16 protein-coding genes are annotated in these 13454 nt (G+C 65.6%); 8 read left to right on the top strand and 8 right to left on the bottom strand.

Going from position 1 to position 13454, the window contains the following annotated elements; all coding sequences use genetic code 11:
* Positions 1-16: 16 nt before the first annotated feature.
* The 7 genes from lspA to purE all read right to left on the bottom strand — a co-directional run bounded on the left by lspA (position 17) and on the right by purE (position 7765).
* On the bottom strand, positions 17-538 hold the full coding sequence (lspA, locus tag AC3A43_RS18945) for a signal peptidase II (RefSeq protein WP_487794114.1): 522 nt from the start codon (positions 536-538) through the stop codon (positions 17-19).
* Positions 535-3504 (bottom strand): isoleucine--tRNA ligase, encoded by a 2970-nt coding sequence (gene ileS, locus AC3A43_RS18940; RefSeq protein WP_487794113.1) that lies wholly within the window; start codon positions 3502-3504, stop codon positions 535-537. Before ileS ends, lspA begins: the two co-directional genes overlap by 4 nt.
* A gap of 73 nt (positions 3505-3577) precedes the next feature.
* Positions 3578-4519, bottom strand: coding sequence for a bifunctional riboflavin kinase/FAD synthetase (locus tag AC3A43_RS18935; RefSeq protein ID WP_487794112.1), 942 nt, complete (start codon positions 4517-4519; stop codon positions 3578-3580).
* The gene (locus AC3A43_RS18930; RefSeq protein ID WP_487794111.1) at positions 4516-5697 is read right to left on the bottom strand and encodes a dipeptidase; all 1182 of its coding nucleotides are present in this window, start codon (positions 5695-5697) and stop codon (positions 4516-4518) included. The genes AC3A43_RS18935 and AC3A43_RS18930 overlap by 4 nt, the downstream gene beginning before the upstream one ends.
* Positions 5698-5701: 4 nt before the next feature.
* Positions 5702-6193 carry a dihydrofolate reductase gene (locus AC3A43_RS18925; protein ID WP_487794110.1) on the bottom strand — a complete coding sequence of 164 codons (492 nt, stop codon included), beginning with the start codon at positions 6191-6193 and terminating at the stop codon, positions 5702-5704.
* Positions 6190-7263 (bottom strand): 5-(carboxyamino)imidazole ribonucleotide synthase, encoded by a 1074-nt coding sequence (locus AC3A43_RS18920; RefSeq protein WP_487794109.1) that lies wholly within the window; start codon positions 7261-7263, stop codon positions 6190-6192. The genes AC3A43_RS18925 and AC3A43_RS18920 overlap by 4 nt, the downstream gene beginning before the upstream one ends.
* A gap of 4 nt (positions 7264-7267) precedes the next feature.
* A complete protein-coding gene (gene purE / locus AC3A43_RS18915; RefSeq protein ID WP_487794108.1) occupies positions 7268-7765 on the bottom strand; it encodes a 5-(carboxyamino)imidazole ribonucleotide mutase in 498 nt (165 codons plus the stop codon).
* A 195-nt stretch (positions 7766-7960) separates the two neighbouring features.
* Here purE and AC3A43_RS18910 point away from each other — a divergent pair, with 195 nt between their 5' ends.
* From AC3A43_RS18910 to AC3A43_RS18895, 4 genes are all read left to right on the top strand, one after another.
* On the top strand, positions 7961-8605 hold the full coding sequence (locus AC3A43_RS18910; protein WP_487794107.1) for a GGDEF domain-containing protein: 645 nt from the start codon (positions 7961-7963) through the stop codon (positions 8603-8605).
* 52 nt (positions 8606-8657) lie between these two features.
* Entirely contained in the window at positions 8658-8987 is a 330-nt protein-coding gene (locus tag AC3A43_RS18905; RefSeq protein WP_487794106.1) for a hypothetical protein, read from the top strand.
* Positions 8988-9031: 44 nt separating this feature from the next.
* Positions 9032-9586, top strand: a complete 555-nt coding sequence (locus AC3A43_RS18900) for a hypothetical protein (RefSeq protein ID WP_487794105.1) — start codon at positions 9032-9034, stop codon at positions 9584-9586.
* A 115-nt stretch (positions 9587-9701) separates the two neighbouring features.
* A complete protein-coding gene (locus AC3A43_RS18895; protein ID WP_487794104.1) occupies positions 9702-10163 on the top strand; it encodes a Dps family protein in 462 nt (153 codons plus the stop codon).
* Positions 10164-10255: 92 nt separating this feature from the next.
* On the opposite strand, the gene AC3A43_RS18890 is transcribed toward AC3A43_RS18895, so the two are convergent.
* A complete protein-coding gene (locus tag AC3A43_RS18890; RefSeq protein WP_487794103.1) occupies positions 10256-11062 on the bottom strand; it encodes a cold-shock protein in 807 nt (268 codons plus the stop codon).
* A gap of 261 nt (positions 11063-11323) precedes the next feature.
* On the opposite strand from AC3A43_RS18890, the gene AC3A43_RS18885 reads away from it, so the two are divergent.
* From AC3A43_RS18885 to AC3A43_RS18870, 4 genes are all read left to right on the top strand, one after another.
* Positions 11324-11941 (top strand): ribonuclease D, encoded by a 618-nt coding sequence (locus tag AC3A43_RS18885; protein WP_487794102.1) that lies wholly within the window; start codon positions 11324-11326, stop codon positions 11939-11941.
* Positions 11942-11960: 19 nt separating this feature from the next.
* Entirely contained in the window at positions 11961-12599 is a 639-nt protein-coding gene (gene lptC / locus AC3A43_RS18880) for an LPS export ABC transporter periplasmic protein LptC (RefSeq protein ID WP_487794101.1), read from the top strand.
* A gap of 14 nt (positions 12600-12613) precedes the next feature.
* Positions 12614-13174, top strand: coding sequence for an LptA/OstA family protein (locus AC3A43_RS18875; protein WP_487794299.1), 561 nt, complete (start codon positions 12614-12616; stop codon positions 13172-13174).
* 104 nt (positions 13175-13278) lie between these two features.
* On the top strand, positions 13279-13428 hold the full coding sequence (locus AC3A43_RS18870; RefSeq protein ID WP_487794100.1) for a hypothetical protein: 150 nt from the start codon (positions 13279-13281) through the stop codon (positions 13426-13428).
* Positions 13429-13454: the final 26 nt, after the last annotated feature.

Genomic DNA, 13454 nt, shown 5'->3' with positions numbered 1-13454 from the left:
GTAATCGACGCCCTGTTTAAATGACTGGCGGCTTGCCGTCCGTCGTTGCGGCCTTTTCGCCCAAGAGCAGCGCGCGCGCAACCAGCAAAAGCACGCCGAGCGTGATGCACGCATCGGCGACGTTAAAGATCATGAAGGGGCGGAAATCGCCGATATGCAAATCCGCGAAGTCGACGACATAGCCGAAACGCACGCGATCGACGATATTGCCGAGCGCGCCGCCGAGGATCATCGCGAGCGCGATCACGTCGCCCTTCGCCTGTTCGCGCGTCATCCAGAAAGCGACCGCGGCGGCGACGAGCCCCGTCACCGCGACGAGCGTCCAGCGCGTCGTGTCGGTGCAGCTGGCGAACATCGACAGCGAAATCCCGCAATTCTCCGCCCACGTCAGGTTGAAGAAGCTCGTAATCTCGATCATCCCCTTCGGCTCCAGCGACAGGGGGACGGTGACGACCCATTTCGTGACCTGGTCGAGGATGAAGGCGAGGGCCGCGAAGATCAGGCCGAAGCGCAGGTGCGGCGAACGTGTTCTGCTCATGCCGCGTCCAATACCGTGTCGCAGCGATTGCACAAGCTGCCGTCCTCGGTCACCTCGGGCAGGTGGCGCCAGCAGCGGCCGCATTTGTGGTTTTCGGTGCGGGTGACGGCGAGTGCGTCCCCTGCGCGCGCGACCGATACGATGAAGATTTCTTCCAGCGCCGCCGGATCGAGCGTCGGATCGGGAATCGTGACTTCGGCCTCGAGGCTCGAGCGGATCGTCTTTTCGCGGCGATAGGGTTCGATCGCCTCGGTCACCGCCTCGCGCTGGGTGCGGACGCCTGCCCATTTGCTCGCGAGGGCGGCGTCGTTCCATGCCGCGTCGACGGTGGGCCATTCGAGCAGATGCACGCTGCCCGCATCGGGATAGCGCGTGCCCCACACTTCCTCGGCGGTGAACACCAGCACCGGCGCCGCGTAGCGGACGAGCGCGTGGAACAGGATGTCGAGCACGCTGCGATACGCGCGGCGGGTGTCGGTGCCGAGCGGCGCGGCGGGGCCGAGGTCGCAGTAGAGGACGTCCTTGCGGATGTCGAAGTAGAAGGCCGAGAGGTCTTCGTTGCAGAAATCGGCGAGCAGGCGCGTGTAGGTATTGAAGTCGAAGTCATCGACCGCGCGGGCCATCTTCGCGTCGAGGTCGGCGAGCAGCGACAGCATATAGCGTTCGAGTTCAGGCATCGCCGCAACGTCGGTGATGCGCTCCTCTTCGCCGAACCCGTCGAGCGCGCCGAGCAGGTAGCGGAAGGTGTTGCGCAGTTTGCGATACTGGTCGGCAACGCCCTTGAGGATTTCGTCGCCGATGCGGTGATCCTCGGTGAAGTCGACGCTCAGCGCCCACAGGCGGATGATGTCGGCGCCGTTGGTTTGCATCACCTTGACGGGGTCGGTGGTGTTGCCGACCGACTTCGACTGTTTGAGGCCCTTGCTGTCCATCGTGAAGCCGTGCGTGAGCACCGCCTTATACGGTGCCTGTCCGCGCGTGCCGCAGCTTTCGAGCAGCGACGACTGGAACCAGCCGCGATGCTGGTCGCTGCCTTCGAGATAGAGGTCGGCGCTGTGGGTGCCGCCGTCGTGGCGGACGAGCGCGGGCCAGCGGCCGCTTTCGAGCACGAAGGCGTGGGTGCAGCCCGAATCGAACCAGACGTCGAGAATGTCGACGATGCGTTCGTAATCGGCGGCGTCATAGGCGTCGCCCAGATATTCCTGCGCGCGCGCGTCGCTCCATGCGTCGACACCGCCCGCCTTCACCGCCGCGACGATGCGGTCGTTGACGACCGGGTCGTTGAGATAGACGCCGGTCTTGCGGTCGACGAAGAGCGTGATCGGCACGCCCCACGCGCGCTGGCGGGAGAGCACCCAGTCGGGGCGGTCCTTGACCATGCTGCCGATGCGGTTGCGGCCCTTTTCGGGGACGAAGCGGGTGCGGTCGATCGCGTGCATCGCCGCCTGCCGCAGCGTCGGCGCGGCGCACAGACCCTCTTCGGCGGGGTTGATCGCGCCGCCTTCGCTTTCCCAGCGCTGCTCGCGCGGCGCCTTGGGCTCGATATGCGTCATCACCCGGTCCATCGGCACGAACCATTGCGGGGTGCAGCGATAGATGACCTTCGCCTTCGAGCGCCAGCTGTGCGGATAGCTGTGCTTGTAGTCGGCCGAGGCGGCCAAGAGGCCACCGGCGTCGCGCAGGTCGGTGCAGATCGGGCCGTCGGGGGCATTGAATTTCGGATTGATGACGCTGCCCTGGCCGCCGAGCCAGCCCCAGTCTTGGCGATATTTGCCGTCGCCCTCGACCGCGAACACGGGGTCGATGCCGTTCGCCTTGCACAAGTCGAAATCATCCTCGCCATGGTCGGGCGACATATGGACGAGCCCGGTGCCGCTGTCGGTGGTGACGAAATCGCCGGGCAGGAAGGGGCGCGGGCGCGCGAAGAAGCCGCCGAGCGCGTGCATCGGGTGGCGGGCGATGGTGCCGGCGAGGTCGGAGCCTTTGCCCGACCATAGCGGTTTGAACAGATCGTCAGGGATAAATGCCGACCGTCCACGGAAATCATCGAATAGCTTGCTAGCAACGATAACCACGCCTTCCCAAACGGTGCGGAGATTGTCACCAGATGCTGGAAGGCTTTGATCGACTACCTGAAGTTGACGGCCTTTGTGGGCGACGTACTCAATCTCGGGGCCATAGGCCAAAGCCTGATTGACCGGGATCGTCCACGGCGTCGTGGTCCAGATGACCGCGTAGGCGCCCTTCAGCTCTTCGATCGGAGAGTCCGTGATCTCGAGCGCGACATCGATCTGCGTCGAGACGATATCTTCATATTCGATCTCGGCCTCGGCGAGTGCGGTCTTTTCGACCGGCGACCACATCACCGGCTTGGCGCCGCGATAGAGCATGTCGTTGGCGGCGAACTTGAGCAGCTCGCGGACGATCGTCGCCTCGGCCTCATAATCCATCGTCAGATACGGATGGTCCCAGTCGCCGCCGATGCCAAGGCGCTTCAGTTGCTCGCGCTGGGTGTCGACCCAATGCTGGGCATAGGCGCGGCATTCGGCGCGGAATTCCTCGACCGGCACCTCGTCCTTGTTGAGCTTTTTCTTGCGATACTGCTCCTCGACCTTCCACTCGATCGGCAGGCCGTGGCAATCCCAGCCGGGAACGTAGGGCGCGTCCTTGCCCTTCAGCGTCTGGGTGCGGACGACCATGTCCTTGAGGATATGGTTGAGCGCATGGCCGATGTGCATGTCGCCATTGGCGTAGGGCGGACCGTCGTGGAGGATGAACTGGTCGCGGCCGGCGCGGCTTTCGCGAATCTGGCCTTCGAGATTGCCCTCAAGCCATTTGGCGAGAATCGCCGGTTCCTTCTGCGGCAGGCCGGCCTTCATCGGGAAGTCGGTCTTGGGCAGGAAGACGGTGTCGCGGTAATCGCGTTGCTCGGCGGAGGGTTCGGGGGTGGGCGTGCTGTCGGTCATGGTGGCGGCGCTTAGCGCAGATTCGCGTGGGAGCAAACAGCGGCTTTTCCCTCTCCCGCAAGGGGAGCGGGGGTCAAAGCTCCGCCAGCAATTCTTTCGCCGTGTCGCAATCCGCCGCGATCTGCGCCATCAGCGCGTCCATGCCGTCATATTTCGCCTCGGGCCGGATGAAGGCGTGGAAGGCGACGTCGATTTCCTGGCCGTAGAGGTCTTCGGCGAAGTCGAAGAAATGCGGTTCGAGCAGTTCCTTGGGCGGATCGAAGCTGGGGCGGATACCGAGGTTCGCGGCGCCCTTGAGGATGCGGCCCTCGGAACCTTCATTCAGCAGACGACCGGTGACGGCATAGATGCCGTAGCGCGGGCGCAGATATTGACCCATTTCGAGGTTGGCGGTCGGGAAGCCGAGCAGGCGGCCGTTCTTGTCGCCGTGCTGCACCACATTGCGCACGGTGAAGGGGCGCGTGAGCAGGCGGGTTGCGGCGGCGCAGTCGCCCGCCTGCAAGGCTTCGCGGATGCGGCTCGAGGAGATCACTTCCTCGGTGTCGTCGACCGGGGCGACCATTTCGGTGAAGAAGCCGTGGGTCCGGGCGTGCTCGGCGAGCGTGACGACATCGCCGCCGCGGCCCTTGCCGAAGGTGAAGTCGCTGCCCGTCACAACCCCCGCAGCACCATAGCGACCCAGCAGCAGGCCGGTGATGAAATCCTGCGCTGTCGTCCCCGCAAGCGTCGCGTCGAACGGCAGGACGAGCATCGCATCGGCGCCCGCCGCGGCAAACAGTTCCTGCCGCTGGTCGAGCGTGGTGAGGCGAAAGGGCGGGACGTCGGGTTTGAAGAAGCGCACCGGATGCGGGTCGAAGGTCGCGACGATCGCGGGGCGGCCCTCGTCGCGCGCATGGCGCACGGCGCGGCCGACGACCGCCTGATGCCCGGCGTGAAAGCCGTCGAAATTGCCGAGCGCGATCACCCCGCCGCGCAAGGGTTCGTCGATGCGGTTATGGCCGTCGAGGCGGATCATGGCGCCGGAGGTGTCAGCGGGACGAGGCCCGCTTTTAGTACGCGAATCGCATTGCCGCCCATCGCGGCGCGAATCTCGTCGTCGCTGAAGCCCGCATCGATCAGCGCCTGCGTCACCTGCACCAGCTTCGACGTGTCGAAGCGTACGGTGGTGGCGCCGTCATAGTCGCTGCCGAGCGCGACATGCTGAATGCCCACAAGGTCGCGGACATGCTTCATCGCCTTCGCGATGCTTGCGGGCGAGGTGTCGCAGACCGCCGCGTCCCAATAGCCGATACCGACGAGGCCGCCGGTCGCGGCGACGCCCTTGATCTGCTCGTCGCTGAGGTTGCGGTTGACCTTGCACGTTGCCTGCACGCCGCCGTGGCTGGAGACGACAGGGCGGCGCGCGATCTTGAGGATGTCGGCGACACAGGCGTTCGAACAATGCGCGATGTCGACGATCATGCCCTTCGCCTCCATCTCGGAGACGACCTGTCGCCCGAACAGGGTGAGCCCGCCCTTCTTCATCCCGTGCATCGATCCGGCGAGATCATTGTCGAAAAAATGGGTCAGCCCCGCCATGCGGAAGCCGGCGGCGTAGAGCTTGTCGAGGTTGGTCAGCTTGCCCTCAAGGCCGTGCAGCCCTTCGATGCTGAGCATCGCGCCGACGGGCGGCACCTTGCCACGGCGTTCGGTGAGCAGGGCGTCGATATCTTCGGGCACGGCGACGGCGCGCAGCTTGCCTTCCGACGCGGCGACCGCCCGGTGCAACTTCTCGGCATGCCAGAGCGAGCGTTCGAGCAGCGAGTTCCACGTCCGCACCGGCTGCAGCTGCGCGATCACCAGACTGGTGATATTGTCGGTGTCGCCGCTGTTCGCGTCGTAATTCTGGCCCTTCGGCGACTTGGTCGTGCTCGCGAGGATCTGCAGCGCGACATTGCCGTCTTCGAGCCGCGGCAGATCCATATGGCCGCGCTCGGCGCGGTCGAGGATATTCCGCTTCCACAGCAGGGTATCGCTGTGGAGATCGACGATCGTCAGCGTCTGGTGCAGCGCCTTCGCGCGGGTGCTGACGGGGGCAAGCGGCTTGCCGTCGATCTGGTTCATTCCGCGTTCGAGCACGCCGGGGGCGAAGGCGAAGAAGGCGAGCGCGGCCAGCGCGACGACGAGCAAAATCCCGATCAACCAGCGACGCATCGACCTATTTCCTTGTGAGCGTGACGAAGCTGTACGCGGGGCGGCCGGCGTCGTCGGCGGGATGATTTTCGCGCGCTGCTTCGTGCCAGTCGGCGGCGGCCGGATAGGCGATCACCGCGTCGCCCTTTGGGTCGAGCGCGACTTCGGTGAGTTCGATGCGATCGGCGAGCGGCAGGAAGAGGCGATAGATTTCGGCGCCGCCGATCACCATGACATGCGGGGCATTGGCGAGTTTCAGCGCGTCCTCGATCGTCGCGACCGGCTCGGCGCCCTCGTCCTGCCAATCGGGGTCGCGGGTGAGGACGATGTGGCGGCGGCCTTCGAGCACCGCGGGCAGGCTGTCGAAGGTCTTGCGCCCCATGATCATCGGGCGGCCCATCGTGATCTGTTTGAAGCGGCGGAGGTCGGCGGGCAGGTGCCAGGGCATCTTGCCGTCGGCGCCGATCACGCCATTGGCGGCGCGCGCGAGGACCAGAGTGATTTCGGGACGGTTCATGTGGGAGAGGCTCCGGCCCAGGTGGCATGGCCGAGCTTGCGGCCTTCGCGGACCTCGGCCTTGCCATAGTGATGGACGTGACACGCGTCGTCGGCGAGCAGCGCGGGCACGGTTTCGATGTCGGCGCCGATGAGGTTGCGCATCGTCACGGGAAGCGCGGCGGTCGCGGTGCTGCCGAGTGGCAGGCCGGCGACGGCGCGGATGTGATTTTCGAACTGGCTCGTCACCGCGCCCTCGATCGTCCAGTGGCCGCTGTTGTGGACGCGCGGCGCCATTTCGTTGAAGACGGGGCCGTCCGCAGTAGCGAAAAACTCGCCCGTGAGGACGCCGACATAGTCGAGTTCGTCGGCGATCTTTGCCATCAGCGCGCGCGCCTCGTCCTGCTGGTCGAGCACGGTTTGCGGGGGGGGCAGCGTCGAGGTGGCAAGGATGCCGCCTTCGTGGACATTGACGGGCGAGTCCCAGAAACGGACCTCGCCATCGATGCCGCGTACCAGCAGCACCGAAAATTCATGCTCGAAGTCGACGAAGCCTTCGAGCACCGCGGCGTGGCGGTCGATGGCATCCCATGCGGCGTCGGCGTCGGCGGGGGCCATGATCCGCGCCTGTCCCTTGCCGTCATAGCCCATGCGCACGGTCTTGAGGATCGCGGGCGCGCCGATCCGGTCGAGGGCCGCATCGAGCGCGGCGCGGTCGGGCACCGCGGCGAACGGCGCGGGACGGCCGCCGAGCCCGGCGACGAAATTCTTTTCGGTCAGCCGGTCCTGCGCGATTTCGAGCCCTTCGCCGCCGGGGCGAACCGCGACATGGCCCGAGAGGAAGCGCACCGTGTCGACCGGCACATTTTCGAATTCATAGGTCACGACATCGCAATGCGCCGCGAAGGCGGCGAGGCGCGATTCGTCGTCCCACGCGGCCTGGACATGATGCGCGGCGACGTCGGCCGCGACACTCTCACGATCCGGCGCATAGATATGGATTTTGTAACCGAGCTGCGCCGCCGCCTGGCCGAGCATGCGCCCAAGCTGGCCGCCGCCCAAAATGCCGATCGTTGAACCCGGTGGCAGCAAGCGATCAGCCCTCGCGCACAGGGGTCGGGGCGACGCTGCTCGTCTGCGCTTCGCGCCACGCGACCAGCTTTTCGGCAAGGCCGGGATCGTTGTTTGCGAGTAAAGCGGCGGCGAAGAGGCCGGCGTTGGTCGCGCCCGCCTTGCCGATCGCGAAGGTCGCGACGGGGATGCCGCCGGGCATCTGGACGATCGAATAGAGGCTGTCGACACCGCTGAGCGCCGCCGACTGGACGGGGACGCCGAGCACCGGCACGCGCGTCATCGAGGCAACCATGCCGGGCAGGTGCGCCGCGCCGCCGGCGCCGGCGATGATCGCTTTCAAGCCGCGGTCCGCCGCGCTTTTGGCATAGGCGACGAGGCGGTCGGGCGTGCGGTGCGCCGAGACGATCTGGACCTCATGCGCGATGCCGAATTCATCGAGGATCTGGACCGCGTGCGCCATCGTCGGCCAGTCGGACTGGCTGCCCATGATGACGCCGACCTGCGGGGCCGCTTCGCCCATTCCCGTCCCTCCTGTTCGGCCCCATCGCTTGATGAATCGCCGTGGCATCCCCCCTAGCGACTGCATGGCGCGTGGGCAACGCCGTGCAATTGATGCCTTCGCGTTTACCGATTGGTATCAAGTCGCAGCTAGGGTTGCCGCGTTAAATCTGTCGGCATCCGGCCGGCGGAGGGTAAGGCGCGCCGGGGATCAGGCATGGATAGCGTAGGGGGGGCACGGATCGCGGTCGACCATTTCGGGACCGTTTCCGTTGACTCCATCGAGGACCAGCTGCGTGACATACGCCGGGAACGCGACGCTTTGCGCCGCGAGAACCGCGTATTGAAGATCGCCGTCGCCGAACTCGAACGTGTGTCCGAGCGCGACACGCTGACGCCATTGTTCAACCGTCGTTATTTCCTGACCGCGATCCATCACCGCATGGCACGCTTCGAGCGCCACGCCGAACGCGCCGCGGTCGTCTTTATCGACGTCAACCAGCTGAAATATATCAACGACAGCTTTGGCCATGCCGCGGGCGACTTCGCGCTGATGGAAATTGCCAAGCGGCTGGCGGGTTCGATCCGCGCGACCGACGTCGCGGCGCGCATCGGCGGTGACGAATTCGGCCTGATCCTCGACCAGTCGAGCGAGGCCGGCGCCCGAACGCAGGTCGACCGGCTGTGCGACGTGTTGACCGCCGCGCCCGCCGAATATGACGGGCATGAAATTGCGCTGTCGGCGTGCTTTGGGGTGGCGATGCTGCAGACCGGGATGACCGAATCGGACATATTGGCTGCCGCCGACCGCGACATGTATCGCAGCAAGCAGGGTCTCGCAGGGCTGCCGGGCCACCGCTAACCGCGCGTTAACCAAAAGAGCGCATCGTCTCCCATGACGACAGGGGGGTAAGATGCGAAACCAGACCGACCCATATCTCGACATGCAGAACCGGATTACCGGCCAGATCGGTGCACTCGCCGAAGCGCTGCCGCACTGCGCGCTCGCGCAGATCGTGCAGGGGATCGACGATATCCGCTGCCTGGCGCGCGACAACGGCTTTGCCGCGGTCGAAACGCTCGCGAGCCGGCTCGAATCGGCGGTTGCGGGCGGCGGCTATCGCGCGGCGATCCTGACCTATCTTGATGCGATGAGCGACGCCGCGGGTGCGCCGCAAGGGCCGCTGCCCGCCGCCGTGCACGAGGCGTGGCTGGCTTCGGTCGCCGTCCGGCTGGGGCATTGACGCCCAACGCCTGACAATCCAGACCCGACCTCATGGATGCAATCATGCTTGCGCTGGTGGCGGTGCTGCTGGCTAATGCCGATGGGCGCAGCGGAATTGCGCTGTCGCGGCTGGTCAGCGCACGCAGCGACCGGCGCGCAACGGTCGTCATCGCCTTCGGAGCCTTTATCGTCAACGCCGTCATCGCCGCGGTCGCGGGGGCGGTCGCGAACGGAATGATCGGGCAGGGCGTGGCGGCATTGCTCGTCGCGCTCGCGATGCTGTCGGCGGCGGTCGCGCTGCTCTGGCGCATGAGACTCCGCCCCGATTCGAGCATCGACGACGTGCCGACTGTGATGCTGGCCGGCAGGATGCTGGCCAGCCAGTTCGGCGATCGCAGCCATTTCCTGATCGGGGCGCTCGCGGCGACCAGCGGCGCGGGGCAGTGGGCCGCAGCGGGCGGGCTGGTCGGCTGGACGCTGTCGATGCTGCCGTTTCTTGCCTTTGGTCCAGCGCTCGCCGAGCGGCGCGCGGCGCGAAATTTGCGCTGGGTAGCGGCCGCGATCCTGATCGTCTGGGGCGTGCGCACGGCGCTGGGTGCATTCGGATTGATCGGCTGACTGGCTATTAGGAATAGGCTTCATCGTTTTTATCGATCAAGCTCACCCAAAGGTTCAATGGGAAAGCGACATGCCGGATCGCTATATGGGCAGGATCAACCGAAAGGATGCTCCCATGTCCGAAAAAACCGACAACGCTCCCGCCGTCGCCGATGCGCTCAACGCGCTGCTCGCCGACAGCTTCGCGCTCTATCTGAAGACGAAAAATTATCATTGGCACGTCCAGGGGCCGCATTTTCGCGAGCTGCACCTGCTGTTCGACGAACAGGCTGCGCAGATTTTCGCGACCACCGACCTGATCGCCGAGCGCGTGCGCAAGAATGGCGCGCCGACGCTGCGTTCGATCGGCGACGTGAGCCGCCGTGCGTCGATCCGCGACGACGACAGCGCGGGGGTCGATGCCGAGGCGATGATCCGCACGCTTGCGGGCGACAATAAAACCCTGCTGGGTCAGTTGAAAGAGGTGAAGGCCGCTGCCGAAGCCGATGGCGACATCGCGACGAGCGGGCTGGTCGACGGCTGGGCCGACGAGACGCAGCAGCGAATCTGGTTTTTGGAGGCCACGCTGGGGTATTGAGCCTGAGTTCCCCTCCCGCTTGCGGGAGGGGAACTGTCTCCAAACAAAAAGGGCGGCCCGAGAGCCGCCCTTTTCGTTTTCTGTCCGGCCGATCAGTCCTGATGCGGCTGGATGTTCACCGCGGCAAACTTGCCGCGGTCGTCGACTTCGATGTCGAACGCGACGCGGTCGCCTTCGTCGAGGCCCGCCATGCCGGCGCGCTGCACCGCGCTGATGTGGACGAAGGCATCGGCCTGTCCGTCGTCGCGCGCGATAAAGCCGAAGCCCTTCGTCGTGTTGAAGAATTTGACAGTGCCCGAAGTGCGTTCACCGGTCAGCTGACGACGGCCGCGGGCGCCGCCCGGGGCTGCGCCGCCGGGTGCACCGCGATCGTCGCGTGCGCGCGGGGCGCTGTCTTCGATCGGCATCGGCTCGCCTTCGATCTTGATATCGATCGCCGAAACCTTGCCGTTGCGTTCAACGAGCGTGAAGCCCAGCGGCTGGCCCGAAGCGAGACCCTGGAGGCCTGCCTGCTCGACCGCGCTGATGTGCACGAACACGTCTTCGCCGCCATCGTCGCGTGCGACGAAGCCGAAGCCCTTGGCTGCGTTGAAGAATTTCACTGTGCCATTGCCTTCGCCGACGACCTGCGCCGGCATGCCGCCGCCACGTCCGCCACCGAAGCCGCCGCCGCCACCGCGGTCGCCGCCGCCGAAGCCACCGCCGCGGTCACCACCGCCGAAGCCGCCGCCGGGACGATCACCGCCACCGAAGCCGCCGCGATCGCCGAAGCCACCACCACGATTGCCGCCGCCATAGCTGTCGCCGCCATAGGGTGCAGGTTCGAAGCTGTCGAAATTGCCGAAATCATCGCGCTTGCCGCGCCCCCGCTGGCCGCGGCGATCCTTGTTGAAACTCATTGTCTAATAGTCGCTTTCGGTTCGTCCATACCCCATTCGATCGGTGCCTGCGCCGGACGGGGACGCAATTCACCATGGGCACAGACTCGCCCCGTGCCTCTAACGGCGCAATATATAGCGTAAATGAACGCGCTCTGCGAACGGAAAATTCAGGCGCGCCTTCAGAATAAAGTGCGCTTTGCCGCAGCCCTGCGGCGGACAGCCCAGCCACGCGAAAACCAGTCATTGAGCGGCACGGCCGCTTCGCCTAAGGCGGGCTTTATGACTGTCCATTTCCATGAAGAAGATTTGCCCGAAGGCGTACTGGGTCCGGGCGCGGTTGCGATCGATACCGAGACGATGGGGCTGAATCCGCTCCGCGACCGATTGTGCCTCGTCCAGATCAGCGACGGATCGGGCGACGAGCATCTCGTCCGCTTCAAACCCGGCAGCGCCTATGACGCGCCGGTGCTGAAGGCGATATTGACCGACACCAACCGATTGAAATTATTTCACTTTGCGCGGTTCGACATTGCGGCGTTGCAGCAGGCGCTCGGCGTCGTGACGGCGCCCGTCTATTGCACCAAGATCGCCTCCAAGCTGATCCGCACCTATACCGACCGCCACGGGCTGAAGGAACTGGTTCGCGAATTGCTGGGTCAGGACGTGTCGAAACAGCAGCAATCGAGCGACTGGGGCGCTGCCGAACTCAGCGATGCGCAGCGCGACTATGCGGCGAGCGATGTGCGCTTTCTGCACGCGATGAAGACGATTCTCGACGTGCGGCTGGCGCGTGAAGGCCGCACCGAGCTGGCGCAGGCCTGTTTCGATTTCCTGCCGACGCGCGCGGCGCTCGACCTCGCGGGCTGGCCCGAGGTCGATATTTTCGCGCATAGCTGAAAAGGCGATTCGCTAGAGCATGTCCGAACGCGCCGATCTTGACCGCACGATGCGCCGTATGTGGGCGACCAGCGGGTCGAGCCACGACCGCGTCGTGCGCATCCTGCGCTATGGTCTGCCGCTCGTCATCGGCGTCGTCGCGGCGGTGCTCGTTTTTTCGCCTTTCACCCAGCGCGCCGAAATCAGCTTCCTGCTGTCGAAGGACAAGGTCGACATGGCGAGCGAGCGGATGAAGGTGACGCGCGCCGAATATCGTGGTCAGGACGCCAAGGGGCAGCCTTTTGCGCTGCTCGCGGGAAGCGCGGTGCAGAAAAGCTCCGCCGAACCGATTGTACGGATGACCGACCTGTCGGGCGCCATTCGTCTCGACGACGGCCCGGCAACGATCGTCGCCAGGAACAGCGCCTATAATATGGATACCGAAAAGATCGCGGTGCCGGGGCTGGTGCAGGTCAAGAGCGCGAACGGGTATCGGATCGACGCGAACAATGTCGCGGTCGACCTCAAGACGCGCAGCCTCGCCGGGCAGGGCGGCGTCAATGGAAGTCTGAACATCGGTCAGTTTTCGGCCAACCAGCTGTCCGCCGATCTCGACCGGCGGATCGTTCGCCTGCAGGGCAATGCGCGGCTGCGGATCAATCAGGGAGTGCTCAAATGAACCGCGGATCGCCGATGAAGAGCGTGATGCTAGCCGGCGCGGGCTTTGCACTGACCAGTCTCGCGCTGCTGTCGGCCGGCACCGGCGGTGACACCGCGCAGGCGCAGGCGCTCGCCAATCATAACAGCGGCGCGCCGGTCGATTTCGCCGCGGGCAGCATCGAGGTGCAGGATCGCGCCGACCGCGTCGTGCTCGAAGGCAATGTCCGCGTGACGCAGGCGGGGCTGACCGTTACCGCCCCGCGGATGACGGTCGCCTATACGCGATCGGGCGGCACCGACGTGAACCGGCTCGACGCCACCGGCGGCGTGACGGTGGTGAAGGGCGACGAGACGGCGAAGGGCAATGTCGCGATCTATGATCTCGACCGGCGGCTGATCACCATGGTCGGCAATGTCGAGCTGCGCCAGCGTGGCAACAATCTGCGCGGCGGACGGCTTGTCATCGACCTCAACAGCGGGCGCGCAACGGTCGACGGTCGCGGCGCGGCGCGCGGTCCCGACGGCAATCCGGTGCAGGGCGGCACCGGCGGGCGCGTGACCGGCACCTTTACGGTACCGGAAAGAAAGCAGTAACCACCGCTTTTAACGGACCTGCAATCACGCGCCTTCACCAAGGGCGCGGGACCAGATCCATAGCGGTGCCGGGGGGCGACGCCGCGCAATGAAAGCGAGCCCCCATGCGCTTCTCCCCCATCGTTCCGACCCGGCGTCCGGTGTTCGGCCGCCGTCAGGAGCCGCCCGAGCCGGTCGTGACCGGCCCCAGCAACGAAGAACGGCGATTGATCGATCGCATCATGCGCCACGCGGGGTATCGCGAGCCGCGATAATTGGTTCCCGGCGAGCCCGACGGAGG

It is taken from the genome of Sphingopyxis sp. Soil_C_28 (genome assembly GCF_057657055.1).
Note: the sequence above shows the minus strand (reverse complement) of the source record. Positions and strands in the feature narration are given on the sequence as shown.